At 55.1% G+C, this 25,548-nt stretch carries 27 protein-coding genes and 3 tRNA genes; 13 read left to right on the top strand and 17 right to left on the bottom strand.

What is annotated here, in order from left to right; all coding sequences use genetic code 11:
* Nucleotides 1-27 precede the first annotated feature (27 nt).
* Both QY332_03000 and QY332_02995 read left to right on the top strand, forming a co-directional pair.
* Nucleotides 28-819, top strand: coding sequence for a TlyA family RNA methyltransferase (locus QY332_03000; GenBank protein WKZ36891.1), 792 nt, complete (start codon nucleotides 28-30; stop codon nucleotides 817-819).
* Nucleotides 820-840: 21 nt separating this feature from the next.
* The gene (locus QY332_02995) at nucleotides 841-1,260 is read left to right on the top strand and encodes a zf-TFIIB domain-containing protein (protein ID WKZ36890.1); all 420 of its coding nucleotides are present in this window, start codon (nucleotides 841-843) and stop codon (nucleotides 1,258-1,260) included.
* 38 nt (nucleotides 1,261-1,298) lie between these two features.
* On the opposite strand, the gene QY332_02990 is transcribed toward QY332_02995, so the two are convergent.
* Nucleotides 1,299-2,462 (bottom strand): glycosyltransferase family 87 protein, encoded by a 1,164-nt coding sequence (locus QY332_02990; GenBank protein WKZ36889.1) that lies wholly within the window; start codon nucleotides 2,460-2,462, stop codon nucleotides 1,299-1,301.
* Nucleotides 2,463-2,551: 89 nt separating this feature from the next.
* Between QY332_02990 and QY332_02985 the strand changes: the two genes are divergently transcribed.
* The 3 genes from QY332_02985 to QY332_02975 are packed head-to-tail and all read left to right on the top strand — an operon-like array spanning nucleotide 2,552 to nucleotide 4,836.
* Nucleotides 2,552-3,163 (top strand): hypothetical protein, encoded by a 612-nt coding sequence (locus tag QY332_02985; GenBank protein WKZ36888.1) that lies wholly within the window; start codon nucleotides 2,552-2,554, stop codon nucleotides 3,161-3,163.
* A 6-nt stretch (nucleotides 3,164-3,169) separates the two neighbouring features.
* Nucleotides 3,170-4,315: an MFS transporter gene (locus tag QY332_02980; protein WKZ36887.1), complete on the top strand. Its 1,146-nt coding sequence runs from the start codon at nucleotides 3,170-3,172 to the stop codon at nucleotides 4,313-4,315.
* A 5-nt stretch (nucleotides 4,316-4,320) separates the two neighbouring features.
* Nucleotides 4,321-4,836 carry a 50S ribosomal protein L11 methyltransferase gene (locus QY332_02975; protein WKZ36886.1) on the top strand — a complete coding sequence of 172 codons (516 nt, stop codon included), beginning with the start codon at nucleotides 4,321-4,323 and terminating at the stop codon, nucleotides 4,834-4,836.
* 43 nt (nucleotides 4,837-4,879) lie between these two features.
* On the opposite strand, the gene QY332_02970 is transcribed toward QY332_02975, so the two are convergent.
* From QY332_02970 to QY332_02960, 3 genes are all read right to left on the bottom strand, one after another.
* On the bottom strand, nucleotides 4,880-5,038 hold the full coding sequence (locus QY332_02970) for a Flp family type IVb pilin (GenBank protein WKZ36885.1): 159 nt from the start codon (nucleotides 5,036-5,038) through the stop codon (nucleotides 4,880-4,882).
* A 196-nt stretch (nucleotides 5,039-5,234) separates the two neighbouring features.
* The gene (locus QY332_02965) at nucleotides 5,235-5,390 is read right to left on the bottom strand and encodes a pilus assembly protein (protein ID WKZ36884.1); all 156 of its coding nucleotides are present in this window, start codon (nucleotides 5,388-5,390) and stop codon (nucleotides 5,235-5,237) included.
* A 213-nt stretch (nucleotides 5,391-5,603) separates the two neighbouring features.
* Nucleotides 5,604-5,759, bottom strand: a complete 156-nt coding sequence (locus QY332_02960; protein WKZ36883.1) for a Flp family type IVb pilin — start codon at nucleotides 5,757-5,759, stop codon at nucleotides 5,604-5,606.
* Nucleotides 5,760-6,019: 260 nt separating this feature from the next.
* Between QY332_02960 and hutI the strand changes: the two genes are divergently transcribed.
* From hutI to QY332_02945, 3 genes are all read left to right on the top strand, one after another.
* The gene (gene hutI / locus QY332_02955) at nucleotides 6,020-7,294 is read left to right on the top strand and encodes an imidazolonepropionase (protein WKZ36882.1); all 1,275 of its coding nucleotides are present in this window, start codon (nucleotides 6,020-6,022) and stop codon (nucleotides 7,292-7,294) included.
* A 146-nt stretch (nucleotides 7,295-7,440) separates the two neighbouring features.
* Entirely contained in the window at nucleotides 7,441-8,346 is a 906-nt protein-coding gene (gene rocF, locus QY332_02950) for an arginase (protein ID WKZ36881.1), read from the top strand.
* Complete coding sequence (locus QY332_02945; protein WKZ36880.1) at nucleotides 8,343-9,110, top strand: inositol monophosphatase family protein; 768 nt, start codon at nucleotides 8,343-8,345, stop codon at nucleotides 9,108-9,110. Before rocF ends, QY332_02945 begins: the two co-directional genes overlap by 4 nt.
* 39 nt (nucleotides 9,111-9,149) lie before the next feature.
* On the opposite strand, the gene QY332_02940 is transcribed toward QY332_02945, so the two are convergent.
* Both QY332_02940 and QY332_02935 read right to left on the bottom strand, forming a co-directional pair.
* Nucleotides 9,150-9,222, bottom strand: a tRNA-Ile gene (locus QY332_02940).
* A 75-nt stretch (nucleotides 9,223-9,297) separates the two neighbouring features.
* Nucleotides 9,298-9,369 (bottom strand) — tRNA-Gly (locus QY332_02935).
* 90 nt (nucleotides 9,370-9,459) lie between these two features.
* Here QY332_02935 and QY332_02930 point away from each other — a divergent pair.
* Together QY332_02930 and surE are read left to right on the top strand one after the other, a co-directional pair.
* Nucleotides 9,460-9,533 (top strand) — tRNA-Arg (locus QY332_02930).
* Between the two features lie 55 nt (nucleotides 9,534-9,588).
* Nucleotides 9,589-10,422 carry a 5'/3'-nucleotidase SurE gene (gene surE / locus QY332_02925; protein ID WKZ36879.1) on the top strand — a complete coding sequence of 278 codons (834 nt, stop codon included), beginning with the start codon at nucleotides 9,589-9,591 and terminating at the stop codon, nucleotides 10,420-10,422.
* Nucleotides 10,423-10,425: 3 nt separating this feature from the next.
* Here the strand turns inward: surE and QY332_02920 are convergent, their stop codons facing one another.
* Together QY332_02920 and QY332_02915 are read right to left on the bottom strand one after the other, a co-directional pair.
* Nucleotides 10,426-10,749, bottom strand: coding sequence for a cupin domain-containing protein (locus QY332_02920; protein WKZ36878.1), 324 nt, complete (start codon nucleotides 10,747-10,749; stop codon nucleotides 10,426-10,428).
* An 86-nt stretch (nucleotides 10,750-10,835) separates the two neighbouring features.
* Entirely contained in the window at nucleotides 10,836-11,012 is a 177-nt protein-coding gene (locus QY332_02915; GenBank protein ID WKZ36877.1) for a hypothetical protein, read from the bottom strand.
* Between the two features lie 77 nt (nucleotides 11,013-11,089).
* Here QY332_02915 and QY332_02910 point away from each other — a divergent pair, with 77 nt between their 5' ends.
* Entirely contained in the window at nucleotides 11,090-12,490 is a 1,401-nt protein-coding gene (locus QY332_02910) for a histidine kinase (GenBank protein WKZ36876.1), read from the top strand.
* A gap of 3 nt (nucleotides 12,491-12,493) precedes the next feature.
* On the top strand, nucleotides 12,494-13,159 hold the full coding sequence (locus tag QY332_02905; GenBank protein ID WKZ36875.1) for a response regulator transcription factor: 666 nt from the start codon (nucleotides 12,494-12,496) through the stop codon (nucleotides 13,157-13,159).
* A gap of 82 nt (nucleotides 13,160-13,241) precedes the next feature.
* Here QY332_02905 and QY332_02900 read toward each other — a convergent pair whose 3' ends face one another.
* The 9 genes from QY332_02900 to QY332_02860 all read right to left on the bottom strand — a co-directional run bounded on the left by QY332_02900 (nucleotide 13,242) and on the right by QY332_02860 (nucleotide 23,707).
* A complete protein-coding gene (locus tag QY332_02900; GenBank protein WKZ36874.1) occupies nucleotides 13,242-14,471 on the bottom strand; it encodes a cytochrome c3 family protein in 1,230 nt (409 codons plus the stop codon).
* Nucleotides 14,472-14,803: 332 nt separating this feature from the next.
* Nucleotides 14,804-16,024 carry an MFS transporter gene (locus tag QY332_02895; GenBank protein ID WKZ36873.1) on the bottom strand — a complete coding sequence of 407 codons (1,221 nt, stop codon included), beginning with the start codon at nucleotides 16,022-16,024 and terminating at the stop codon, nucleotides 14,804-14,806.
* Nucleotides 16,025-16,031: 7 nt separating this feature from the next.
* Nucleotides 16,032-17,141 carry a chromate efflux transporter gene (gene chrA / locus QY332_02890; GenBank protein WKZ36872.1) on the bottom strand — a complete coding sequence of 370 codons (1,110 nt, stop codon included), beginning with the start codon at nucleotides 17,139-17,141 and terminating at the stop codon, nucleotides 16,032-16,034.
* Complete coding sequence (locus QY332_02885) at nucleotides 17,138-19,666, bottom strand: DEAD/DEAH box helicase (protein WKZ36871.1); 2,529 nt, start codon at nucleotides 19,664-19,666, stop codon at nucleotides 17,138-17,140. Before QY332_02885 ends, chrA begins: the two co-directional genes overlap by 4 nt.
* 2 nt (nucleotides 19,667-19,668) lie before the next feature.
* Nucleotides 19,669-20,688: a lysylphosphatidylglycerol synthase transmembrane domain-containing protein gene (locus QY332_02880; GenBank protein ID WKZ36870.1), complete on the bottom strand. Its 1,020-nt coding sequence runs from the start codon at nucleotides 20,686-20,688 to the stop codon at nucleotides 19,669-19,671.
* A 71-nt stretch (nucleotides 20,689-20,759) separates the two neighbouring features.
* Complete coding sequence (locus QY332_02875; protein ID WKZ36869.1) at nucleotides 20,760-21,452, bottom strand: zinc metallopeptidase; 693 nt, start codon at nucleotides 21,450-21,452, stop codon at nucleotides 20,760-20,762.
* 18 nt (nucleotides 21,453-21,470) lie between these two features.
* On the bottom strand, nucleotides 21,471-22,733 hold the full coding sequence (locus tag QY332_02870) for a S41 family peptidase (protein WKZ36868.1): 1,263 nt from the start codon (nucleotides 22,731-22,733) through the stop codon (nucleotides 21,471-21,473).
* Between the two features lie 97 nt (nucleotides 22,734-22,830).
* The gene (locus QY332_02865; protein ID WKZ36867.1) at nucleotides 22,831-23,073 is read right to left on the bottom strand and encodes a hypothetical protein; all 243 of its coding nucleotides are present in this window, start codon (nucleotides 23,071-23,073) and stop codon (nucleotides 22,831-22,833) included.
* Nucleotides 23,060-23,707 (bottom strand): pyrimidine 5'-nucleotidase, encoded by a 648-nt coding sequence (locus QY332_02860; protein WKZ36866.1) that lies wholly within the window; start codon nucleotides 23,705-23,707, stop codon nucleotides 23,060-23,062. Before QY332_02860 ends, QY332_02865 begins: the two co-directional genes overlap by 14 nt.
* Nucleotides 23,708-23,767: 60 nt before the next feature.
* On the opposite strand from QY332_02860, the gene mutL reads away from it, so the two are divergent.
* The gene (mutL, locus tag QY332_02855) at nucleotides 23,768-25,522 is read left to right on the top strand and encodes a DNA mismatch repair endonuclease MutL (protein ID WKZ36865.1); all 1,755 of its coding nucleotides are present in this window, start codon (nucleotides 23,768-23,770) and stop codon (nucleotides 25,520-25,522) included.
* Nucleotides 25,523-25,548 lie beyond the last annotated feature (26 nt).

Here is a 25,548-nt window from a genome sequence, read left to right as displayed (position 1 = left end):
GCCTATTTTACCTGATACAATATTTTCATGCCCAAAATCCGTTTGGATATTCTGCTCGTGGAGCGTGGATTAGCGGACTCGCGCGCCAAAGCCCAGGCCCTCATTATGGCGGGACAGGTGCGAGTCAACGATCAGGTCGCGCTCAAACCTGCCACTGGGGCCGATACAAAATCCACTCTGACGGTCGATACCGGTCCGCGTTATGTTTCGCGCGGCGGCGAAAAACTGGAAGGCGCGTTGAACACCTTCAGCATGGATGTAACGGGCTTTATCTGCGCGGATGTGGGCGCATCCACGGGCGGGTTTACCGATTGCCTGCTCCAGCACGGCGCGGCAAAAGTCCATGCCATTGACGTGGGCAAGGGGATTCTGCATTGGAAATTGCGAAATGACCGGCGCGTGGTCGTGATGGAGGGGACGAACGCGCGCTTCGTGGAATCCCTGCCGGAGAAAATGGATCTGGTCACCGTGGATGCATCGTTCATTTCATTGAAGGTCCTGCTGCCGTCCATAAAAAAATGGGTTTCAGAAAACACTCAATTGATCTGTTTGATAAAGCCACAATTTGAAGCAGGCAAAAGGGATGTTTCACGCGGCGACGGCGTTATCCGCGACCCCGAAATCCACAGACAGGTCTTATCGGATGTTTTAAGGTATGCAGAAAGTGAGGGGTTCGGCTTGCGAGGATTGGTTAAATCCTCGCTATTGGGTCCCAAAGGGAATGTGGAGTTTTTGGTGTGGCTGGCTATGGAACCGAATGATATTTCGGCGGACGAATTGGTACATAACGTCATGGAACAGGAGGTTGCTTCGGATTAACGTCCTCGCAACGACAAGACCATGAACTGTCCCAAATGCAATTCGGAACTGGTGAAGAAATTCTACAAAGGCATGATCGAAGTGGAAGCATGCCCCACCTGCCGCGGCATGTGGTTGGATTTCCATGAACTTGATCAATTGGAAGACACGGCCTTCAGCCAGGATGTGTACAAAGGCTCACTGGTCCACTTTCAAACCAAAACGAACTATCCCTGCCCGCATTGCGGCCTGGAGCTGGACGAATTCCAATACCGCCTCTACGACCTGAAACTGGACACCTGTGCCGAGAACGACCACGGCTTCTGGCTGGATGCAGGCGAGGACGAGCGGGTGATGGCGATCATGCAGAAGCGGGCGAATGAGATCCAGCGCAAGATCAATGCCGAAGCGGAATGGAAACAGATGCTGAAGGGGATGCACTCATTTCTTGGTAAATCGTAGATCGCCCGCCAACCGAAAAATCAACAGCATGTAAAATCCTAGTCTGCTGGCAACCCTGTGCTTGAAGGATCGCGTTTCCATGGATAAACAAGGGCGAGGACAACCAAAAACCAGACAGGCACCCACCAAAAGTAGTGATTGTGGCTTTCCTCCAGCGCCTGTACGAACGCCATTCCATACCAGGCGGTCAAGTAGAAAAAGATGACGAGCATTTTTCGTCTCCAGTCGGATTGCATGAACGTGAAGATGATAATGGGAAGCAGCGTGACAAAATCCCAACTGCCAAGATAAGGCGAGATGAGGAGCGCCAGCCCCAAACTCCAGTATGTAGCGGTGATCGGTACCAACTGTCTCCAGATCAACAGCGAAACAGTGACGACTGCGATCACCACGATTCCCCAGACGGCCATTCCCAAATTTCCAAAGTTCAATGTGAAGAATTTTAACAAGGTTGGAAACGCCCAGGGGGCATTGGATGTCATGCTGGCAAACGCGTCAGGCATCCAGTTTGGATAAGCAACAAATAGCGGCAGGCACAGGACAAAAGATGCAATGACGATCCGCGCCCAAAACGCCAGCATGGATCGCACACCCCTGCCCTCGAAATGCCATACACTCAGGCCAAGCATGGTGATCGTCATCAAATGAGGTTTTGACAGCCCCAAGGCCAGAAGGAATGCGCCTGCCCAATGCCGGTCTCTTACGATCAAATATGCTGCACCAACCGCACATAATGTCGTGATCAGGGAGAATTGCCCGAGCAGCAGGTGATAAACCGTCGGCGGAAACACGAATGCAAACAGCGCAGTGAGGATGGTTAGATGGGCGGGTCTGTACTCTGCCTGTACGATCATGACGATCAGACCGGTCACAATCAGGCTGAACACAAACCAGAAATACAACGCGGCCTGTTCTCCCAGCCAGCCCATCGGCGCAAAGAAACCGATGGACATCGGAAGCCATGCGGCCGGCAGGCTGGGGTTGAGGCTGGCGGTATCGTATGGGCTCATCCCGTTTACCAGCAAATGGGCGGGTCCCCAAAGTTCATTATAAAGATCCTTTCGCGGGGGCAGGATGTTCCAGTAGACAAGCCCAACGACAAGAACGAAAATGGTCAATATCACGATTGTTGCAAACAGGTGGAATCCATTCACTGTTTGCGGATCAAGCTGGATGTCCTTTTCGCGCAGAGTCTTAAACATGCGGTAAATCATAACTTAATTTCAGGATGTGAATACGATGTATTGCCGTACTTAAGCATAATCGTCAGGATACAGGTACAATTCACGCCATGTTCAAAATCAAATCCCCGCTCATACCATTTTCCATCACGATCCTTGCGATTGCGATATTGACCTTGTTCGGCCCCGAGGAAAAATCACTGGGATCGAACGTCCGCCTCGTCTACGTCCACGGAGCCTGGGTGCTGACTGCGGAAATCGCCTTCCTCCTTGCGGCTCTCGCTGGGTTGTTAGGCCTGCTTCTCCGAAAAGACGCCTGCCACACCTGGTCAGCCGCACTCGGGCGGACCGGCATCGTCTTCTGGGTCACGTACCTGCCGCTTTCCCTTTTTGCCATGCAAGCCAACTGGAACGGATTATTTCTCGCCGAACCGCGCTTCCGCATCGCCATGACATTCGCCGTTACGGGCATCCTGCTCCAGATCGGCCTATGGATCATGAACACAAAACGGCTGACATCGCTGGCAAATATCCTCTTCATTATTTCATTACGCATGATATTTTCCACTGCCGAAAACATCATGCACCCGCCGCCCTCGCCCATCTTCAATTCGGGCTTGTGGAATGTCATCCTCTTTTTCGTTGCGCTGAATGTGCTGGCATGGCTTGCGGGTTTCTTCCTGACAAAATTCTTCCTGCGTATCCAACCTGAAAGGGCATAAACCCGCTTGCGCATCCGTTTCCAACTTATCGTTTTCATGTTCCTGCGCACCATCCTGAACACCGCCCACAGGATGGTGTATCCTTTTCTGCCGGTCTTCGCGCGCGGGCTGGGCGTGGATATCTCCACCATGTCGCAACTGATGACCGTGCGTTCCCTGATCGGCGCGACCAGTCCGCTTTTTGCGCCCCTTGCAGATCGTCTCGGCAGGAAGTTCGGCATGTTGACCGGCACCGCCATTTTCACGCTTGGTGTCGGGCTGGTGGCGATCTCCCCCTCCTTTTGGACGCTTGCCATTGCGCTCATGCTTGCCATGGTTGGCAAATACATGTTCGACCCCGCCATGCAAGCCTATTTCGGTGACCGCATCCCCTACCACCAGCGCGGCACCGCCCTCGCAGTGACCGAAGTGGCGTGGTCCATGTCCTTTATCATCGGCATACCCGTGGTGGGATTTTTGATCGACCGCTTCGGCTGGTCTGCGCCTTTCCCATTTTTCACGATCCTTGGACTGGTCATCTTCTTTGTCGTCTGGCGCATCGTCCCGCGCGAAGACCCGCATCACGACCCTGCTTCAAATTCTCGTGACAACTACCGCGCCGTGCTCACCTCCGTCCCCGCGCTGGCTGGCATTTCCATTGCACTGTGGGCCAGCGCGGCGAACGAACTGGTCAACGTCATCTTCGGCGTCTGGCTGGAGGATTCATTTGGACTGAAGATCATTGCGCTGGCAGGGGCCTCTGCCGTGATCGGCATCTCCGAACTCAGCGGAGAGGGACTGGTCGCCCTGACAACCGACCGCCTTGGCAAACCGCTCGCGCTGGCCATTGGGCTGGTCTGCAATGCCCTCGCCTCGGTCCTGCTCCCCTTCATCGGGCAGACACAAACCGGCGCGCTGATCGGTCTCTTCCTCTTTTACATCACGTTTGAGTACGTCCTCGTCAGCCACATCCCTCTGATGACGGAGCTCGTCCCTTCGGCGCGGGCGACCATGCTCTCGATGAATGTCACCGGGCATGCGCTCGGGCGCGCGCTTGGGGCATTCCTGGCGGGAATCATCTATCAGCCGTTTGGGTTCATGTTCGTAGCGTTGACCGCGGTAGTATTCAATGCTGCGGCCCTGCTGGCTCTGCGCAGGATGCAAAAAGGCTAAACGACGTGCAAACGCTTTTGGGCTTTGCCGCCGTATCTGTCATTTTAGTTGCCCTACTTTGGGTGCTGGTTCCCGCATGGTATGGGCTGCCACCCATTTCCACCCGGCCGGAACGCATCCGCAGGGCACTGGAATTGACAGAACCCAAACCGGGGGAAAGGTTGTACGACCTCGGCTCAGGCCACGGACGGGTGCTGGTCATGGCGGCGAGGGAGTTTGGGCTGCACGCTGTGGGTATCGAAGCAGGACCTGTACAATGTCTCATCAGCTGGGTGAATTCCCGTTGGAACGGGGTCGGCTCGCAGGTCAAAATCGAGGCGGGGGATTTTTACAAATCGGACCTGAAAAATGCGGATATTGTCTTTGCCTACCTCACATCAGACCATGGGATTCGTCTTCAGGAAAAATTGCGGAACGAGCTGAAGCCCGGTGCCCGTGTGGCGACAATTTCCTTTGACATACCGGGCTGGGATGCCGTGTTTTTTGACCGCGAGCAGTTGATCTTTGTCTATCAAATATAAAAAGCCCCGTCCATGGACGGGGCTTTTTATATTTGAGTATTGATTAGCTAACGCCGGAGAGGCTGGAGTTGATTTTGCTGAAGACGTTGCCGATGATTGGTCCAAGGATCATCAACGCCGCGATAACAACGATGGCTACCAAAACAAGAATCAGCGCGTATTCAACAAGACCCTGGCCTTTTTCTTTGGGTGAAAATAACATGGTGTAGGTTCTCCTTTCCTTCGAATTTCCCAGGAAGGCCTCCTGAGATTGTCCTTATTTTACTTCGATTGTGCAAAAAGGCAAGTCCCCAAAGTGTGTTTTCCCTAACAGTTATGTTAGCCTTACAGGAAAGCAAACAGATGACATGGCACACTGGAACAGTCCCAGAGCACCCTGTTCGATGGATATTTCATACCTACACGCTGGAAAGGCTGGAATTGATGCCGCTGAAGACCGTGCCCAGGAAGGGTCCAAGGAAGAGTAAGGCAACAAAAACAACAATCGCAACCAAAACAAGAATCAATGCGTATTCAACCAGGCCCTGCCCTTTTTCCGCGGGCGGAGACAACATGGGGGCTTCCTCCTTTCTGAATGGATTTCCTGAAAAATACTGGATGTCTTCATTTTACTGAAATTTCACCCATCTCACAAGGAAGTTAACAATTATGCAAAGTCGCACAAATCCCTGCCAGGATTCAAACAGGCACAATCTGACATAAAAAAGACAAATCTCGCGGATTTTCATCCACGAGATTGATCTTGTAATCAAATCACAAACAGGGGGTTAGAAGCTGGAGAGGCTGGAGTTGATTTTGCTGAAGACGTTGCCGATGATTGGTCCAAGGATCATCAAAGCTGCGATAACAACGATGGCTACCAAAACAAGAATTAGCGCGTATTCAACAAGACCCTGGCCTTTTTCTTTGGGTGAAAATAACATGGTGTGGATTCTCCTTTCTTTATCAATTTCCTGGGAAGGCCTCCCAAGAGTGAATTTATTTTACTTTGTTGGAAGGAAAAAGCAAGCGCCGGGGGGCATTTTTTGTCTACAATAATGTTAGGTGGGACACGACCGCTTCGGCAATTTTCCGCGGGGCTTTTCGGAATTTGGTGATCCAAACCAGATAAAAAGGCCTTCCACCCCCCTTTTCTGTGGTTAAATTACATCATCAGACGATCCATGGAACATCGGTGACAAACATGCTCATACATTCTGCATCCCAACTACTCACACTCGCCGGCGGACCCCAGCGCGGAAAGGCGCTCGGTACGCTCGGCATCATCGCGGACGGCGCCGTCGTCATCCGCGATGAAAAGATCGTCGCTGTTGGCAAAACGGACGAACTCCGCAGTGCCTATCCCGACGAACCCTCCTTCGACGCCAACCACTGCGTCCTCATGCCCGGCTTCGTGGACCCGCACACGCACGTCATCTGGGCGGGCGACCGTGCGGACGAATTCGAATTGAAAATGGCCGGCACGCCCTACCTCGAGATCCTCGCGGCGGGCGGCGGCATCCTCTCCACCGTCAAAGCCACGCGCACCGCCAGCATGGAAACCCTCATCGCACAGACCCGCCCGCGCCTGCTGAGGATGTTCCGCAACGGCACGACCACTGCAGAAGCAAAAACGGGCTATGGCCTGCAGGCTTCCACCGAACTACGCCTGCTCAAGGCATTGCTCGCGCTCAACGACGAAAACCCGCTCGACCTCGTGCTCACCTTCCTCGCCGCGCATGCCATCCCACCCGAATATAAGGATGACCCGCAAGGCTACACGGACGAAGTGGCCAACACCATGCTGCCCATGTTGAAGGGTTGGTGGGAGACTCATGCTCCGCGACAGTCCCTGCCCTTTGTGGATGTCTTCTGCGAGACGAAAGCCTTCACCCTCGAACAATCGCGTCAGATCTTAACCCGCGCCGGGTCGCTGGGATTCCCGCTCAAGATCCACGCGGACGAATTCGACAACCTCGGCGGCGCGGCGCTCGCAGCGGAGTTGAAAGCCGCCTCGGCGGACCATCTTGTGGTCACGTCGGATGCGGATATCGAAGCGTTGGGCAAATCGGATACGGTCGCTGTCGCGCTCCCCTGCACACCGTTCGGTCTCGCGGAACCGCATTACACGCCCGCAAAAAAACTGCTCGCAGCGGACGCCATGCTCGCCATCGCCACCGACTGCAACCCCGGCACATCGTGGAATGAATCAATGCAATTCGCGATCGCGCTCGCCTGCCGGTACATGAAATTAACCCCGGCCCAGGCCATCGCGGCGTCCACGATCAATTCGGCACACGCGATCCGCAGGTCGGATACGGTCGGTTCGCTGGAGGTCGGCAAACAGGCCGACATGCTGATCCTGTCCGTCCCAGATTACCGCCAGGTCGGCTATCGCTATGGGACGAATCTCGTCAAACAGGTCATCAAGCGCGGACAGGTCTATTCGGTGGATGTGGGGTATTATCGAACGGCGTAGTAGAATCTTGTCATTGCGAGCGAACGAAGGAGCGAAGCAATCCACTCTTTACGCAGGAGATTGCTTCGCCGCCCGGCCTCGATACGTGACGCAAGGCGTCACTACTCGACCAACGGCGGCTCGCAACGACATTTATGGAGAAATACATGCAAATTGACATCATCGGCGTCCCCATCGACCTCGGCGCAGACCGCCGCGGCGTGGATATGGGACCCAGCGCGATCCGCTATGCGCACCTGCAAGGCAAACTCGAAGAGCTCGGCTACACCGTCCGCGACGAAGGCAACGTGGAAGTGCCGATCGCGGAGATGTGTTCCATCACCGACCCGAAATTGAAATACATCGACTGCATCGTGCCGATGGCAAGAAGAGTTTCGGGGGCGGTATCCACTTCGATTCAGGCTGGCAACTTCCCCCTTGTGTTGGGAGGCGATCACAGCCTGTCCATCGGTTCGGTGCGCGGAGCGACACGGGACAAAAAACTCGGCGTCATCTGGGTGGATGCGCATGCCGATTTCAACACCGCCGAGACCACGCCGTCCGGCAACATTCACGGCATGTCGCTCGCCATCCTTGCCGGGCTGGGCGATACGAGCCTCGTGCAATTATGGGACGAGCCCACCCCGGTCATCGACCCGAAGAACATCGCGATTATCGGCGCGCGCGACCTGGATGCCGGCGAAAAGGTCAACCTGCAAAATGCCGGCGCGATGGTGATGAGCATGGAGCAGATCGACCGCTACGGCATGGTCACGGTGGTCGAGAAGGCCATCGAACGCATCAGCCGCAATGTGGACGGCATCTTCCTTTCCCTTGACCTCGATGCGCTCGATCCAATGCACGCACCGGGTGTCGGCACGCCTGTCCCTGCCGGGCTGACCCGGCGCGAAGTGCACCTCGCCTGCGAACTTATTGCCGAGACCGGAAAACTCATCGGCATGGACGTGGTCGAAGTCAACCCCATCCTCGACGTACAAAACCAAACCGCCGCCCTCGCCGTGGACTTTGCCCTCTCCGCGCTCGGACGCCGCATCTGGAACGGACATTCATGAAACCGACTCTTTCCGACCTTGAACGGCTCGCCCGCGAAGCGGGAGCCATCCTGCGGGATGGATACAACAAAGACCACACGGTTCATTACAAAGGGGTGATCGACCTTGTCACCGAAACAGACCACGCCTCCGAAGCCTTTCTGCTCGGCGAAATACATTCACGTTTCCCCGAGGGACATATCCTCGCGGAAGAGAGCGGCGAAACGGACGGGGGAAACGGCGATACCTGGTACATCGATCCGCTCGACGGCACGGTCAATTACGCGCATCACATCCCCATCTTCTGTGTCTCGATTGCGTTCGCATCGAAAGGTATCACTACACTCGCCGCAATCTATGATCCCTTGCGCGATGAAATGTTCTCCGCCGAACGCGGGGCGGGCGCATTCCTCAACGGCAAACGTCTTCAGGTATCCAACACAATGGAACTTCAAAAAAGCCTGCTCGTGACCGGCTTCCCCTACGACACGTGGAACACCGAACTGGATAATTTCAAATATTTCGAGCGTCTCGCCAAGCGGACGCAGGGCGTGCGCCGCCTCGGGTCCGCCGCACTGGACCTGTGCTACGTCGCCGCGGGTCGCTTCGACGGCTTCTGGGAGTTCAAACTCAAAGCCTGGGACATCGCCGCCGGGGGGCTGATTGCCGAGGAGGCCGGCGCCAAAGTCACCGCCACGGATGGGAGCGCAGATTACCTTGCGCCGCTGACCATCCTTGCCGCCGCGCCGGGGATTTATGAGCAGATCAGGGAGCAGTTGACATAGAAAAACGGACGGTGCGAGCCGTCCGTTTTTTTTTATTTGTGGGCCCGGAAGGATTCGAACCTTCGACCAAGCGATTATGAGTCGCCTGCGCTAACCGCTGCGCCACGGGCCCGTGCTTAAGTATCAAGTGCCAAGTGTCAGAGTGTCATGTGACACCTGGAACCCGACACTTGACACCGAACACCAGAGCGGGAGATGGGATTCGAACCCACGAATATCAGCTTGGAAGGCTGACGCCTTACCACTTGGCGACTCCCGCGAGAGATTGATTTTACTGTGATGCGCAACGCCAGTCAAGCACCTTGACCGTCCCCCTGCAATACAGTAAAATACGACCCGCTCAATCAATGCTCTCGTAGCTCAGTGGATTAGAGCGCTTGCTTGCGGAGCAATAGGTCGCAGGTTCGAGTCCTGCCGAGAGCACAACAAAAAGAAGCGGAAGGCCGCTTCTTTTTGTTTATAATGGATGAAGACGAACATGAAAAAAAATAAACCTCATATTTTATTAACCAACGACGACGGCATCCGCTCGCCCGGCTTATGGGCGGCGGCAAGCGAACTCTCCAAGATCGGCTATGTCACCGTGGCCGCGCCGCGCGAACAATCCACAGCCATGGGGCGCAGTCTGCCCAGCACGTCCGACGGGATCATTCGCAAGGAACAGGTGCAGGTCAACGGTCAGGAGTGGAGCGTCTACGCGGTGGGCGGCTCCCCCGCCCAGGCCGTCCTGCACGGTATTTTGGAGATCGTCCCGCACAAGCCCGACCTGATCGTTTCCGGCATCAACTACGGCGAAAACGTCGGGCTGGGCATCACCATCTCCGGCACGGTCGGCGCAGCCATGGAAGCCGCCTCACTTGGCTATCCTGCACTGGCGGTCTCGCAGGAAACCGACGCGCATCATCACCTGACCTATTCGGATGAGATCGACTTCAAACCGGCGGGATGGTTCACCGCCTACTTTGCGAAATTGATTCTGGAAAAGAAACACTTTGATGGTGTGGATTTTCTGAAAGTGGAAGTGCCGCGTCACGCCACGCCTGAAACCGGGTGGCAGATGGCCAGGCTTTCCCGCCACCGATACTATCGACCGGTCCCCGCTGAAAGAGAATCCTGGGAAGTGCCCGGCACAGTCACGTATCAGCACGACAACACCATTGACCACGAGCCAGAGGGCACGGATGTATACGTCCTGCGAAAGAAGAAGATGGTGGCGGTCACACCCATCAATTTGGACATGACCGCGCGCGTGGATTTGAATGAGTTGGAAAAGTATTTGCGGGATTCTCCGCCGCACCGCGGCTCGGAATGACAATCAAGCGCGGATCATCGTCAACAGCATCTTGAATTTTTGGATTGCCTTCAATGCGTGCGGTTCATCCGCCGGCATGATGATGGCATCGCCCGTCTTCAACCGGAACGGCTGGCCGGAGATGGTCACCTCCGCTTCACCTTCGAGCACATGCACAAGCGCATCGAACGGCGCGGTGTGCTCGCTCAATCCCTGATCCCTGTCAAACGCAAACAACGTGACGTTGCCCGCCTCCGCCTTGGTGATCTGGCGGCTGACGACGGCTCCCTCCTGATAGTTGACCATTTCAGCGAGATTCAGAACTTGTGATTTTGGGGCTGTGGACATGGGTTCCTCCAAGTTTATTTGAAATATTGTAAGGGCGACCCGCCCAGCGAGAGTAAAGCACTTTGCAAAACAGAGAAGGGTCGCCTTTACCTTTCCTCGGGCGGTTTAATGGAACGGAATTCCTTGAACAATAAAAGATCATAAACGATTTTAAGCCCGCCCGCAAAGAAAAAGGGCGTGCTGAATAAAACGGGGATACTAAAGATCAAACCTGTCAACGATGGGGAAAGGGCGGAACCAATGGATCGGGCGATGGCGGTCACGCCTTTTGCCCCAGCACTTCCATGCAATCACAAGGGTTGTAAAATTTCGTCAATCATCCATGCTACAATTTGCAACAATGAGCCCAGTTGCCGACTTTCTTGATCTCAACCGTCCCATTATTTACTTTGTCTATGGGCTGGTCTTTTTTATCCTTGGCTTTGCCATCATCCTGCACACCCGGCGAAGTTCACGCCTCGAATTGGCGCGGAGCCTGCGCTGGTTGGCGGCGTTTGGAATCACTCACGGATTCTATGAATGGGGCGTGGTCTTCATTCCAATCCAGGCTGAATACCTCGACCTGCCGGCAGTGCGCATCCTGGAACTACTGCAACTGATTCTGCTCGCAGGTTCATACAGTTTCCTCATGGCGTTTGGCTTGGCACTGCTCCACCTGGACAAACGCCGAGCCTGGTCCCACTGGCTGACAGCGTTCCTGTTCACGGGCTGGCTCATCGTCACGCTTAGCATGATACCCTCAGAAATCACCAACGAGCGCCTGTGGCGATATCCCTCAAATGCATTTGCCCGTTATTTCATCGGCTTTCCCGGCGGGTTGCTGGCGGCGTACGGGTTGCGGAGGCACACCCTGCTTCGCATAAAACCGTTGAATGTCCCCCGCATTGTTCTGACCCTGCAAATTGCAGGGATCACCCTGGGCATCTATGCCCTACTGGGTGGATTGATTCCTCCACCGGTGGATTTCTTTCCCGGAAATATTCTCAACCGCGACACTTTCACAGATTTCATCGGCGTACCCCCATTGGTTTTCCGCTCCCTGACCGGTGTGATCCTTGTGTTCACTTTCGTTCGCGCCTTGGAAATCTTTGATGTGGAAACTGCCCGCCGAATCGAAGAACTGGAGCGGCATCACATTCTTACCGCCGAACGCGAGCGTCTGGCCCGCAACCTGCATGACGGCGCTATTCAAAAAGTATATACGGCTGGCTTGCTGGTTGAGTCTGCCTCAAGGCTGGCAGACCCCAAAAGCGAAATCGGGTCCCGTCTGAAAAAATCCGTCTTGGTCCTGAACGATGCCATTGCGGATCTGCGTCGCAACCTGTCGGAACTTCATGCCGCATCGAACCATCCGGTTGAATCCCTGTCTTCCGTGGTGAGTCGGATTGCAGATGACCCACATTACTCATCGCTGGTAAATATCACGCTGAAAGTCAATCTTCCGGAAGGTAGATCCTTATCGCCAATTCGATCCAGCCATGTGCTTGCGATTATGAACGAGGCGATGGCAAATATTGCCCGCCATGCGCAGGCAAAGAATGTGGAAATCCAGGCTAAGGATTTGGATGAAAATCTTAACATTGTTATCAGGGATGACGGTGTCGGATTTTCCTCCGAACAAAAAACCGGTTACGGCTTACGTAACATGCATGACCGAACACGCCTGTTGAATGGCAATTTGACTTTCGAAAATAATAACGGCACGATCGTAACCCTCGCCCTCCCATGGATGGATCCATAACCCATGACCAAGATTCGCATTCTCCTTGTAGACGACCATGACATTGTCCGTTTGGGATTAATGACCCTGCTAAACGACCAACCCGATATGGAGGTAATCGGCGAAGCCAGTACAGCAGGCGAAGGCGTCAAAATGGCTGAAAAGCTCCAGCCGGATGTGGTGCTGATGGATATCCGCCTGCCCGGAGAAGGCGGTATCGAAGCCGCCGCGCAGATCACAAGAAACACTCCATCCTGCAAGGTGGTCATGCTTACGTCCTTTGCAGATGACGAACTGGTCGTACGCGCCATCCGTGCAGGCGCAGTGGGATATGTCCTTAAGCAGGTCGGGAATGATGAATTGTTGAGGGCGATCCAGGCAGCGGCGAGGGGCGAGGCGCTGCTGGATCCTGCTACGACGGCGCGTCTATTGTCGCGTGTCCGCGAGGCCGAACGGAAAGCTGACGAGGATGCCTTTCGCGATCTCTCCGACCGGGAAATGGAGGTTTTGATCCACCTTGCCAAGGGAAAGACAAATTCTGAAATCGCCGCGCTCTTGAACCTGAGCGAAAAAACCGTGGGAAATTATGTCAGCAACATGTTCAAAAAGCTACACATGAACAACCGCATTGAACTGGCGGCATACGCTTACGAGCATCATCTGTTTGATCGCATGGGCAGGGAAGATTAAATGGGAAGCCCCGGAGGTTTGCTCCGGGGCTTCTGTCTTTCATCGGTTCCGGGACGCCTCGGCGCCGACTTGAGACCGATTCCTACTCTTCGGGGGTGTGGTAGCCTTTGGCGCGTTCGATGAGCTCTTCATCGGTCAGGGCAAAGGTACCGTTGTGACAATGGCGGCAGGCATAATCCAGACCCACTTGTGAAAGTGAGTAGGTCTTCTCCACATCACCTTCCTTGACAGTGTAGAACTGCCCGATCTGCTCGGGGTCGATTGCCATCAGGTGGGTGCGGATATCGCCAGTGAAGGTGTCGAGATTACCCTGGGCGTTCTTGCCGATCTTGGGCATGTGACATTCAATACACGCGATATCCATCGTATGCTTTTGATATTTGTCCTGCTTGAAGTGGCAGTTTTCGCATTGGGTACGGGTGGTCTGCTCCCCAGCCTCACGCAATTGAATGACGCCAGTATGCGGGTCATGGCACACGACACAGTCAATGGCAATATGCTTGGACTGGAAGAGCTCCTCATATTGCTCGTGATGCTCGATGAAGCCGCCTTTGGCATCCACAAACTCCTGGGCGCCGCGGTCATGACATTCGCCGCACAATGCAGAAGAGCGTTCGACTTGTAACGCAAAACCGTGAGGCTCCTCGGCATGCTGGCTTCCAGGTCCATGGCAGGCTTCGCACTGGATCCCAGGCTCAGCCCAAGTGCCTACGATACCTTCCAAGTCATCCTGATGGGCATCTGGGGGCCAGGCGGAGTAACCGGTGGTGTGACAGGTTCCGCAATCATAGACCTTCTTCTTGCCGGAGTTGTACAGCACCCAGCCGCCATCCTTGCCCACATCCTTGTTGGCATAGTTCCACTGGTTTAGATAGTCCTTGTGCGCCTCGGCATCAGGGGCTTCACCTTTGGGCGAGGTGATAATGTACCCGTCCTGGTCCATGAAACGAACCTTCCAGTTATACCCGCCGATCACATAGGAAATATCATCCCATGTGTAGCCCTCGGGCAGGGGGATTTCACCCCGCTCTGCTGCAAATGGATAGTCGGGTTGTTTACCGTCTACAACCTTATTCAATTTCCACGGATGACCTGACATCATGAAGGTGTCATAAAGCTCTTGATGGCACTCTGAACAGGCAGCGGAACCAACATACTCCGCGCCCATTGCCCCTACCGCTGGACCGGGAGGACCAGCAGGTCCTGGGTCGCCTTGTGGACCTTGCGGTCCGACAGGTCCGGCACAACCAGCCAGGGCAAGCGCCAGCAATAGAACACCTGATGCAAGGATCAAGATTGTCTTCTTTGACATGGCATTCTCCTTAATGTTTTGGGAATACACCATGAACGGTTTCGATTTGGCGTCCGTTCCGCTCATGGAGCTAGGGATTTGGAATCCCTTTCTTCCATTCTAAAGATTAAAGCCAGTTAAATGCAGGGGAATCCTCCCCGGATAAAACAGGGGAGGATTCCCTTATTTATCTTCTGAATGACCATCCGCGGCTATGTCACTTAAGCTCAAAACACGGAGTGCCCGCTCCGAGTTTTGAAAAACCACGAAAAGAGAATTTGCAACTTGAAAACATTGTATGCCATTTGAAGCCAAATAGGGTAGTTGCGCTTTCCCCTATTTTGTCAGGGGCATTATCCATGCGTTTCTTCCGGCGGTTTCACCGAACGAAATTCCCTGAACAATAATAAATCGTAAACTATTTTCATTCCGCCGGAGAAGAAAAACGGTGCGCTGAACAAAAAGGGGATGCTGAAGAACAAACCCGTCAGCGACGGGGAAAGGGCGGAACCAACGGATCGGGCGATGGCGGTCACCCCCGCTGCGGCGGAACGTTCGTCCGGCGCCACAACCGCCACCGTGTAAGATTGACGCGTGGGCACATCCATCTGGGAGATGCTGAAGCGCAGCAGCAGGACACCGATGGCGAGCGGAAGCGTCGGCATCAACGGCACGAGCATCAACAGGATATTGGATGGGATGTGCGTGAAGACCATTGTGTTGATCAACCCGATCTTTTCTGCGAGTTTGACGGCAAGCAATGCCGAGACGCCCGCGAGGATGTTCGCGCCGAAGAAGATACTTCCGAGGACTCCCGTATCCACGCCAAATTTGGCGTGAAACCAATACGCCATGAAACTTTGTATGATCAGTCCGCCTGCAAAAGCATCGAGAGAAAACAATGCGCTGAGCTTGAAAACGACGTTCCGCGAGCGATGCAGCCCCAGAACTTTTTTGTCGTGATTTTGCGTTTGCGCGGCTTCGATGGCGGGAGATATGCTCAGAAACATGATCGCCAGAATGAAACCGCCAAGCGCATATCCGATAAGGATGAAGCGGTATGACTCGAATGCCGTCCAGCCATTTGACAGGAAGTACTGTGCCAGCCATCCACTCCCCAGCGCGCCAAATGCGGACGAAAACGACCCGCCCAGGTTGTACCATGCAAAGAGTCTTGTACGCGATCTATCCGAAACGAGTTGAGTCAGCCCCGCCTGCTCCACCGCAAGGAAGGGACCGATCTCCTTGTCGTTCGGGCTGATGACGCCGATGATTGCCGCAAACGTGAGGATGAAGAGATTTTTCGTCAGGACAAAGACCAGCCCCGCGCCGAGCATGAGCAACGCGCCGATCAGCAGCGTGCGTTTGCGCCCGAAGCGGTCTGCATGAGTGGTGAGCCAGAGCGAGATGCCCGCATCGCCGATCAGTGTAAGCGTGAACAGCAAACCAACCTGCTTTTCGGAAAGTCCCGCTTCGATGAGGTACAGCACGAGGATCACCGCGAGCGAGCCGTAAAAGAACATGCGGATGATGCGGGTGGCGAATAACAGGATGATGTCTTTGCGATGGGTCATTTTCCGCTCACATGAATAACAAGCCGATCAACGCCCCGCCGATGATCAACCAGGTGGAACTGACCTTGAATCGAATCATCAGGGCGGCGGACAGAACAAATAATATCACCGAGGGAAGTTCAACCAGTGAAGCCTGCCCAAGTTGGAATGTGACCGCCGCCATCAAACTCAGCGAGGCGACGATGACGCCATCCAGCAGAGCGCCAGCCCAGGGGGAGTGCCGCAGTTTTGGGATGATGGGACTGCTGATGGCAACGAAGATATAAGAAGGCAGGAAGATGCCCAGCGTGGCAATCAGCGCGGCGGGGACTCCCCCCAGCAAATAACCAATGAAGGTCGCGGATGTGAACAACGGACCGGGCGTGATCTGCCCGACGGCAATCGCGTCAATCAATTGTTGTTCCGTCAGCCAGCCAAGACGTTCGACAAAGTCCGCGCGCAGGAAGGCGACCAGCACATAACCGCTTCCATAAAGGACCGCGCCGATTTTCAGGAAGATCAGAAAGAGGGTGGACATGCTGAATGAAACCGGAGCAAGCATCGGCGTGAGAAGAAGCGGAAGAACGACCGAAATCGTCCCTCCGCGCAGGCGGTTCCAGTTTTTTATCAACATGACGATCAATCCGCCCGCAAAGAGAAGCAGAATCTCATTCACGCCGGAAAAATACAGGGCGATGCATGCAATGGCGAGCGCAATGCTCCCTCCGCTTTTCAACGCCTTGCGTCCCAGTTCAAAAAGCGCCTGCAAAATGACGGCGATCACAACCGGTTTGACTCCATCCAGAAGACCCGCGGCTTGCGGCATGGAGCCGTACTCGACGTACAACCAGGCGCATGCAAGCACAATGAACATCGCGGGCAGGGTGAAGCCCATTCCTCCTGCGATCATCCCCGCCCAGCCTGCGCGCAAATAACCGATGTGAATCGCCATCTCGGTGGAGTTCGGGCCGGGGATCAGGTTGGTCGCCGCAAGCAGGTCAAGAAACTCCTCATCCGCAAGCCATTTGCGGCGGCGGACGAATTCATCGCGAAACATGCCGATGTGCGCGGCGGGACCGCCAAAGGCGGTAAAACCAAGTTTGAGAAAGGCTGTGAGTACTTCCAATGCCGGTTTCATCCCGCGCCAATCAACTCCTTCAAGATCGCAAGTGTTTCAATTTTCCCGCCCATGCCGTTCTCGCCGCCGGGGCCGGCGCAGGAGGGACAGCCGTCTTCACATTCGCAGTGACTGACCAGCTCAAATGCGCGCTGCATTAATTCATCATGGATTTCAAATAATTTCTGACTAAAACCAATTCCCGCAGGGACAAGGTCATACAGAACTATGGATGGTTTACCATCAACAGCAGACCATGCAGGTTCAGAATATACCCCCAAGTCGCCCGCGTCACACATCAGGAACAGCGGCGCAAGGTTGCCAAGCACAAATCCCAGGCCACCCAGGCCGCTGCGCATGCGCACGTTCTGTTCCACTTTTTGATGACAGGTGCGGCAGAGCGTGGTCAGGTTTTCCAGGCGGTTCGCTTCTACAATGGACGTGAATGTGCGGAACGGGGTTTTGTGGTGCACGTCATGGTCACGCGTGGATTCGACCGCGCCGCACACCTGACATTTGAACTGGTCCCGTTTTCGGACAGTTGCGCGAACTTTTTGCCAGTTGGGTCCGTAGTCGTTGGGGTCGTTGGTCCATGCGCCCGCTTCACGCAGATGCAGGAGGGTCTCTTCGGACAGGGTCAGCCAGTAGCCGGTCGTCTGCAATTCGGAGGGAGGCATGTCCAGCAGTTCCTCCCCCAGATTTTCATACGTGAACCAGCGCAGTTTTTTAAATCCGACGACCTGGGTGGTGACTTGGATTTCACCATACCCAATCCCGCCGCCGGGGACGGCGGCTTGCGCTGTTTCATTCAACACCTGTATTTCGGAACGCTGCTGGGATTCGGTATAGTAATCCAGCCCGACGGGGATCAACTGCGCGATGTGGTTTTCCAAGTTGAGGTCCTGTACAAAATACTGCTGTCCTTCATGCATGTAGATCGCGCCGGGGTGGACCATCCACGCAGCGGATTCGCCGTCCACAGTGCCGATCGTCGTCGGCCGTCCATCATCTGCGGTTGCCTGAAGCACCACACTTTTCGGCGAAGCAGAGCGCAGGGAAATATTCGCGGCGGGATAGGCATCCTGCATCCAGTAGTATTTTTCATTCGAGAAATGCGCTTCGTTATTGGAAAGCAGGAATTGAAGGTACGCCTCGATCAATTCCCACGACAATGAGCCAAATCCCTCGCCCTGCTGAAACGGCAGTTCAAACATGGCACAGCGCAAATGCTCAAGCAAAATCAACAGATGATTTGGATTCACCAACGCCTGTTCGGGCGATCTCCCAAAAAAATATTCGGGATGATGTGCAAGAAATTGATCCAGCGGATTGGGCGACGCGACCAAAACCGACACGGCAGGATCATCCCCGCGTCCCGCCCTGCCTGCCTGTTGTCTCGCGCTGGCAATGGTGCCCGGATAACCGACGAGGATCGCCGCGCCCAATCCGCCGATATCTATCCCGAGTTCGAGGGCGTTGGTGGCGACCACGGTTTTGACCGAGCCGTCGCGCAGCCCCTGCTCGATCTCGCGGCGCTGGTGCGGGAGGTAGCCGCTGCGATAACCGCGGATTTTCCCATCACCCCCAGCCCGTCTCCCAGAAGGAGAGGGAAACTCTTGCAAATAGGTAAGCAGTATTTCCACCGTTCTTCTCGTCCGCGCAAAGACGACGGATTGAATATCCCGCGAAAACAAATCAGATGCCAGTCTCACGCTTTCGAGCAGGCTGCTTTTTCGCAAACCCAATGCCGCATCCGTAACGGGCGGATTGTAAATGATGAAGTGACGCTCGCCGCGCGAGGAACCGTCATCCTCCACAAGCTCGACGGATTCTTCGATGAGTGCTTCCGCGAGTTCCTTCGGGTTGCCGATCGTGGCGGATGCGAGGATGAATTGTGGTTTTGCGCCGTAAAAATTCGCCACGCGCTTCAACCTGCGAATGACATTGGCGACATGCGAGCCAAAAACTCCGCGGTACGTGTGCGCCTCGTCAATGACGATGAATCTGAGATGGGAGAAGAAATCGCCCCAGTTGGCATGATGCGGGAGGATACCGGTGTGGAGCATGTCGGGGTTGCTTAATATGATGCGGGCAGTCTTGCGAATGGTGGGACGTTGGGATTGAGGGGTGTCGCCGTCATAGATGGCATGTGTCAGGTTCCAAGTGTCAGGTGTCAGGTTTTGAAGTGTGGATAGTTGGTCTTGCGCAAGGGCTTTGGTGGGGAAGAGATAGAGGGCGCGCGCTTCGGGGTTTTGGAGCATTTCCGCGAGCACCGGCAAATTGTAGGCAAGCGTCTTGCCGCTGGCTGTACCACTGGCAAGGATGATGTTCTTATTTGCGTGGACATAAGCCCAGGCGGAAAATTGATGGGAATAGAGCGAATGAATGTTGCGGGAGGATAATGTCCCTCGAAGGGGAGCAGGCAGATCGGTCGGGAAGGGCTGCGTCTGCGCGGCGCGCGGCGGGGTTGTCCTCCATGCGGCGAAATTCGGCGCGGTGTCCGCGTCCTGTTTCCAAAAGTCAAACAAAGGCTGGAGAGTGTTCAAGTTTAAGATGTGCTTTTTTGCGGCAGGCTTGCTTCGGTATGCAATGAGCGGAACGCCCAGGCGCCGACCATCAACGGAATCCAAAAGGTGACTGCGCGATACGTGAGCGTGATGACGACCGCCTGACTCCAGTTGACGCGCAGGGAAGCCAGGGCCAGCGGCATGACACCTTCCACAATTCCAATGCCGGAAGGTGTGGGGGAAACGATCAAAAAAAGATAGGCAATGGAAAAGCCGGCGATGATCGTCCCCGCGGAGAACGGGACTCGAAAAGATAAAAAGCAAAAGCTCAAAATCAACATCAACAGGGTCTTGTTGAAAATACCCCACAGGATGGGCCGCATCAGGCTGGACGGTTTTTCGGTCAGGCCGGAGAAACCATCCGCAACTTCATGTGCAAACGCATATGCGCGCACCTCGCTCAGGTATTCCTTCTTGCGAAAAAATTTTACAACCCGGTTGATCGCGCGCGCGACCTTCGCCAGCAGGTTCCCCAATCTCCTCTCTGAACGATAACCAAGATATAGAACAAAGGCATACACAAGCGCAATGCAGAACAAAAAAAGCGAGGCCGATATTTCGCCCGCATCCAGGTCGTTGCGGCGGAACAGCACGATCAATCCCAGTGCGAGGACGACCAGGAATGCGGCCTGGTCGAGCAGGAGGAATAACGCAGCGGCGACGGTCGCTTTGCCGGCGGGATGTCCGCGGCGGCGTGCTTCGGACGCGAAAAGCGCGACTCCTCCCACGCCCGCAGTGGGTGCGACCACGTTGACAAAGTTCGCCGCGACGGCAATGCGGCTCAACGTGAGGATCGATTCGTGCACGCCGAGCAAATGAAAAATGGACTGATACATGCGCCCGCTGGTGTAAAACCACAGGAACTGTACGAGGATCGCCAGGAAAAAGAACCTTAAACTCGCGCGCTGGAGTGTTTCGAGCAGGGTTTCAAGTTCGCTTAAACTGAGCGCCACCACTGCAATTCCCAGAAACAGGATCACCACAACAATAAATTTTTTCATTGGTGAGGATTATACACAAAATAAGAGGGCAGGCAAAAGCCTGCCCTCTTATCGTTCCATGGCCGCAGCGGTTAATCCCTGCTTCTGCCGCTGATCAAGGAAACATAGTAGAGCAATTGCAGGATGGCAGTGACAAGACCCGCCACATAGGTCAGTGCGGCGGCGTTGAGGACGCTGTTCACGCCGCGCATCTCCTCGTCAGATTGGATGATGCCGCTTTGGGCAAGCAGGCGTTTCGCGCGGGCGGATGCGTCGAATTCCACGGGCAGGGTGGCAAGCGCAAAAAGCGCGCCGCCGGAGAAGACGATCACACCAAGCCAGGCCAGTCCCGTCCAGCCGATGAACAGGCCAATCAGGATCAAAATCCAGCCGAGGTTCGAGCCAATGTTTACCATCGGCACCATGAAGCCGCGCAGGCGCATGGGAAAGTAATCCTCTGCATCCTGCTGGGCATGGCCCAGTTCGTGCGCGGCAATCGCAAGCGAGGCAACCGACGCGCCGTTTGCCACTCCGTTCGAAAGGAAGAGTGTTTTGTTGCGCGGGTCGTAATGATCCGTCAGGTCGCCGGCCACGCCTTGAAGTTGCACGCCATACACGCCACCGGTGGACATGAGCCTCTGCGCGGCTTGTGCGCCGGTCAGTCGGCTGCGGGCCGGCACCCGGCTCCATTTGTTATAGGCCGCCTTTACATACCATGACGTGATTGCCATGAGGATGAAGGCGGGGATCATGAAGATTAGGTAGTTGGGGTCCAGAAAAAACATGTTCTATGCTCCTTTTGTTTAATTACCAATCATTTCAAGCAAAATTCTGACAGCCTCGTCCAGCTGCGGATCTTCCCCCGCCTGGCGGTCTTCGAGGGTCATGTCCGCTTCGTAATCCGGGGTGAGCCCGATTTTGTGGATGGTATTTTCGTTCGGTGTAAGCCATTTGGCGATCGTGACACGGATCGCACCGTTCTCACCGGAAAGAGGCACCCAGTTTTGGACGGAACCTTTTCCATAGGACACCATGCCGACAAGCTTTGCGCGGCCCGAATCCTGCAATGCGCCCGCCACAATCTCGGAGGCGGAGGCGGATCCTTCATTGATGAGCACGAGCAAGGGAATATCCTCGTCCGTCGCAAGACCGCCTGCTATGGCTTCGTAGGTCGTACGGGTCCCGTCACCATATTGTTCATACAGCACAACACCGCCCGAAAGGAATTGCGAAGTGACTTCCACGGAGGTGGATAAAAATCCGCCGCCGTTATTGCGCAGATCGAGGATGATGCCTTTGGGGTTTTGCGCCATCAGGTCGGTAAGCGTGGCGAGCAATTCAGGGGTTGTCTTTGAGCCAAAGGTGGTGACCTGAATGTAGGCAATATCGTTCTCGAGCATTTCGCCGCTGGCAGATGCAACCGTAATCCTCGCGCGGGTCACATCGAACTCGAGCAGTTCAGCGACGCCTTCGCGCAGGATGGTGAGCTGGACAACTGTGTTGGCGGGACCGATCACCTTGAGACGGGCAACCTCGGCGTCAATGTCTGTCATATCCTCGCCGTCAATGGCCACGATCTGATCACCGGGCAATAGACCGGCTTTTTCTGCGGGGGAACCGGGCATGGGGCTGGTAATGGTGAGGTATTTCGTGGTCGTATCCACATACGCGCCGATGCCTTCATATTCACCGTCGAGACTTGCATTGGCTTGTTCATAGCTTTCGGGATCCATGTACGAGGAATGTTCGTCGCCGAGGGCCTCCATCATGCCCTTGATCGCGCCGCGCATGAGCGCCACATCGTCCACGGGCTGGTCCACATAATTGTTTTGGACAAGGTTCCACGCTTCCCAGAACGGCGCAAAGAGGGTCTGCAATTCTTCCGGTGTGGCGGCCTGCTGTGCGGGGGAAGTGGCGGCAGTCTGTACCTCTGCGGGGGGTTGCTGGAAGGCGGGCATATTCGCAAAGGGCATGAGATGCCCGGTCACAAAGCCGCCCGCAAACGAACCAAGCGCAATTACAACAATGACCAGAACGAGAAAAATATACTTTAAGGTTTTATTCACAACGGCCTCCAATTCGGCTCAAGATATCAGGAAAGATACCACTCATGGATTAAAGATTGCTGAATTCCTTGTACGAGTAGTGTAAGAAACGGGTCACTTATTCAGAATCGCCTGTCGGGCCTTTCTTACTTCTCTCCAGCTCCAGGATCCTGCGGCGCAGTTCATGCATGGACTCGCCCTCCTTTTTTGAGGTGGTTTTCAGGGAATGGGTCAGCCTCTCCAAAGGATCTTTTTTATCATGGCGAAATGCGCCCCGCACAATGACGTACATGATGAAATTCACGCCGACGACCAGGACGATAAATATCAATGCGCCAATCATGGCATTACCGGTTTCCATGGCGGTTCTCCAAAACATCCTTCAATTCATTCCAATCCAGCAGCTGTGCGTCTGCATCGCCGTCGGCAAATGAACCGTTATACAAAATGCTGAACATGCCCGCTTCACGCGCGGCGCGCGTGGTGCGGCGGATGTCGTCGATCATCACGCATTTCGACGGGTCGGTTTCGCCTGCGAATTCCATGGCGATCTGGAACGATTCGGGCATCGGCTTGCAATATGGCGCGACGGCGTTCACATCCACAATGGTGTCGAACAGGTCGGCAAGCTCAAGCACAGTCAACACGCGTTGGGCGTGGGCCCTGTCTGCGTTTGTAAAGATCAGGTTGCGGGTTGGAAGGGAGGCGATGGCCGAGCGCAGGGCCGGGTTGGGGGTGAGGTACTCGCCCAGCGGCAGGTTATGCACATAGGCGAGGAATTCATTCGTATCGATCCTGTGGTTTGCCTGCAAGCCGCGCATGGTGGTCCCATATTCCAGAAAATATTTTTCGCGCAAAGCCCCGATTTGATCTTCGGGAACGTTCAAATGCCCGCGCATGTATTCGTTCATGCGCTGTTTGATGGCCTGCCACAACCCTGTGGTGGGCGGATACAAGGTGTCGTCGAGGTCGAAAAAAATGGTGGTGAATCGCATTGGGTGTGATTATATAATACCCTGCCCGCAAATTGCGTGTGTCGTGGGTATAATCGCGCCATGTCCATTCGATTGCTCTCCTCCGAAGTCTCGTCCCAGATTGCCGCCGGTGAAGTGGTGGAGCGTCCCGCTTCGGTCGTAAAGGAACTGGTCGAAAATGCGTTGGACGCGGACGCGAAAAACATCTCCATTTCCATTGAGGCTGCGGGCAGGACCCTGATCGAAGTGGCGGATGACGGGCACGGCATCCCCGCTGCCGAATTGGAACTGGCCGCCTCGCGTCATGCGACCTCGAAACTGATTCAGTCCGAAGACTTGTTCCACATCCAGACCCTGGGATTCCGAGGCGAAGCGCTGGCTTCCATTGGCTCCATCTCACACATGACCATCACATCCCGCGTGGAGTCTTCAAAGGAGGGCGCGCGCTTGCGGGTGGATGGCGGAATATCCGCAAACGTTGAAAAAGCCGGTGCACCAGTGGGAACGGTGGTGCGTGTGGAAAATCTGTTTTACAACGTGCCCGCGCGTTTGAAATTCTTAAAAACCGATACGACCGAACGCCGTGCCATTGATGCGCTGGTCACGCGGTACGCACTGGCATATCCGAATGTCCGTTTTAAAGTGACGGACGGTAAACAAGCGACATTGCAAACCGCCGGCGACGGGGATCGGCGTGCGATTCTCGCAGCATTGTACGGTGTGGATGTTGCCAGGCAAATGCTCGAAGTGATGGCCTCCGAGGAGGGGCTGGCCTTATCCGGTTTCATCAGCCCAACCTCACTTACACGTTCCAATCGCCGGGAGATCACCTTCTTCATCAATGGCCGCTGGGTGCAGGATGTCTCGTTGAACTCCGCGCTCTTGCAGGCGTATCACACCCTGTTGATGGTGGGACGCTATCCACTGAGCGCCTTGTTCCTGGAAATTGCGCCCGAGGATGTGGATGTAAATGTGCATCCCACCAAGGCGGAAGTCCGTTTTAGAAGCCAGGATAAGGTGTTTAGTTTTGTACAGCGTTCAACGCGCAAGGCCCTGCTGGCGTACACTCCCGTCCCATCCGTTTCACCGCAGTTGTGGGGTTCACGGCCCGCACCTGCGGAACCGAGGGAGATCGGGATCGATTGGTCGATTGCATCTTCGACGGCGGATGGTGGAGCGGCGATGATGGGCAGTGAGCCGTTATCAGTGAGCAGGGACGAGCCGAAGGATCAAAGGTCGTTCTCAACCGGCGTGCCTTTATTGCGTCTCATTGGGCAGATCGGCTCAACGTATCTGGCGGCGGAGGGTCCGGATGGTTTGTATCTGATCGATCAACACGCGGCGCATGAGCGGGTGTTGTTCGAGAAATTGATGGCGCAGCGGGAAAATAAAAGCATCCCGTCACAGGCGTTGCTTGCCCCGCAAGTTGTCACACTGCCGCCTCAATCGGCGAAAATATTGACAGGGCAATTGCCGTTCTTAAATCATTTCGGCTTTGAAGTGGAAGAGTTCGGTACGAATACCTTTCAAGTGCGCGCGATGCCAATCCTATTCTCGGGCGGCGACCCTGCATCCGCGCTGAGGGCTTTGGTGGAGGATTTTGAAGAGGACGAGACTCCATTACAGGCGCAGGTGGAGGCGCGGCTTGCGGCCAGAGTCTGCAAACGACTGGCAGTCAAAGGCGGACAGACACTCACGAGCGAGGAACAGCGCAGCCTGTTGAACGATCTCGAAGCCTGCCAGTCGCCGCGGACATGTCCGCATGGCAGACCGACCATGGTCCATCTCTCAGTGGACATGCTTGAACGCCAGTTCGGGAGAAAAGGGGCAAGATGATGCGGGTTGCTAAATTTGTAAGGTGG

Source organism: Anaerolineales bacterium (assembly GCA_030583885.1).
Classification (GTDB): Bacteria; Chloroflexota; Anaerolineae; order Anaerolineales; family Villigracilaceae; genus Villigracilis.
The sequence above is the reverse complement of the archived record's forward strand: the minus strand, read 5'-3'. Positions and strand labels throughout refer to the sequence as shown.

Excerpts from the sequence above, each read along its gene's own strand:
- QY332_02990 (WKZ36889.1), bottom strand. The coding sequence starts at position 2,462 with ATGTTTAAGACTCTGCGCGAAAAGGACATCCAGCTTGATCCGCAAACA.
- rocF (WKZ36881.1), top strand. The coding sequence starts at position 7,441 with ATGCAAATTGACATCATCGGCGTCCCCATCGACCTCGGCGCAGACCGC.
- QY332_02860 (WKZ36866.1), bottom strand. The coding sequence starts at position 23,707 with ATGCGATTCACCACCATTTTTTTCGACCTCGACGACACCTTGTATCCG.
- QY332_02905 (WKZ36875.1), top strand. The coding sequence starts at position 12,494 with ATGACCAAGATTCGCATTCTCCTTGTAGACGACCATGACATTGTCCGT.
- QY332_03000 (WKZ36891.1), top strand. The coding sequence starts at position 28 with ATGCCCAAAATCCGTTTGGATATTCTGCTCGTGGAGCGTGGATTAGCG.
- QY332_02960 (WKZ36883.1), bottom strand. The coding sequence starts at position 5,759 with ATGTTATTTTCACCCAAAGAAAAAGGCCAGGGTCTTGTTGAATACGCG.
- QY332_02995 (WKZ36890.1), top strand. The coding sequence starts at position 841 with ATGAACTGTCCCAAATGCAATTCGGAACTGGTGAAGAAATTCTACAAA.
- QY332_02910 (WKZ36876.1), top strand. The coding sequence starts at position 11,090 with ATGAGCCCAGTTGCCGACTTTCTTGATCTCAACCGTCCCATTATTTAC.
- surE (WKZ36879.1), top strand. The coding sequence starts at position 9,589 with ATGAAAAAAAATAAACCTCATATTTTATTAACCAACGACGACGGCATC.
- QY332_02895 (WKZ36873.1), bottom strand. The coding sequence starts at position 16,024 with ATGACCCATCGCAAAGACATCATCCTGTTATTCGCCACCCGCATCATC.
- hutI (WKZ36882.1), top strand. The coding sequence starts at position 6,020 with ATGCTCATACATTCTGCATCCCAACTACTCACACTCGCCGGCGGACCC.
- QY332_02965 (WKZ36884.1), bottom strand. The coding sequence starts at position 5,390 with ATGTTGTCTCCGCCCGCGGAAAAAGGGCAGGGCCTGGTTGAATACGCA.
- QY332_02970 (WKZ36885.1), bottom strand. The coding sequence starts at position 5,038 with ATGTTATTTTCACCCAAAGAAAAAGGCCAGGGTCTTGTTGAATACGCG.
- mutL (WKZ36865.1), top strand. The coding sequence starts at position 23,768 with ATGTCCATTCGATTGCTCTCCTCCGAAGTCTCGTCCCAGATTGCCGCC.
- chrA (WKZ36872.1), bottom strand. The coding sequence starts at position 17,141 with ATGAAACCGGCATTGGAAGTACTCACAGCCTTTCTCAAACTTGGTTTT.
- QY332_02865 (WKZ36867.1), bottom strand. The coding sequence starts at position 23,073 with ATGGAAACCGGTAATGCCATGATTGGCGCATTGATATTTATCGTCCTG.
- QY332_02880 (WKZ36870.1), bottom strand. The coding sequence starts at position 20,688 with ATGAAAAAATTTATTGTTGTGGTGATCCTGTTTCTGGGAATTGCAGTG.
- QY332_02985 (WKZ36888.1), top strand. The coding sequence starts at position 2,552 with ATGTTCAAAATCAAATCCCCGCTCATACCATTTTCCATCACGATCCTT.
- QY332_02945 (WKZ36880.1), top strand. The coding sequence starts at position 8,343 with ATGAAACCGACTCTTTCCGACCTTGAACGGCTCGCCCGCGAAGCGGGA.
- QY332_02920 (WKZ36878.1), bottom strand. The coding sequence starts at position 10,749 with ATGTCCACAGCCCCAAAATCACAAGTTCTGAATCTCGCTGAAATGGTC.
- QY332_02875 (WKZ36869.1), bottom strand. The coding sequence starts at position 21,452 with ATGTTTTTTCTGGACCCCAACTACCTAATCTTCATGATCCCCGCCTTC.
- QY332_02900 (WKZ36874.1), bottom strand. The coding sequence starts at position 14,471 with ATGTCAAAGAAGACAATCTTGATCCTTGCATCAGGTGTTCTATTGCTG.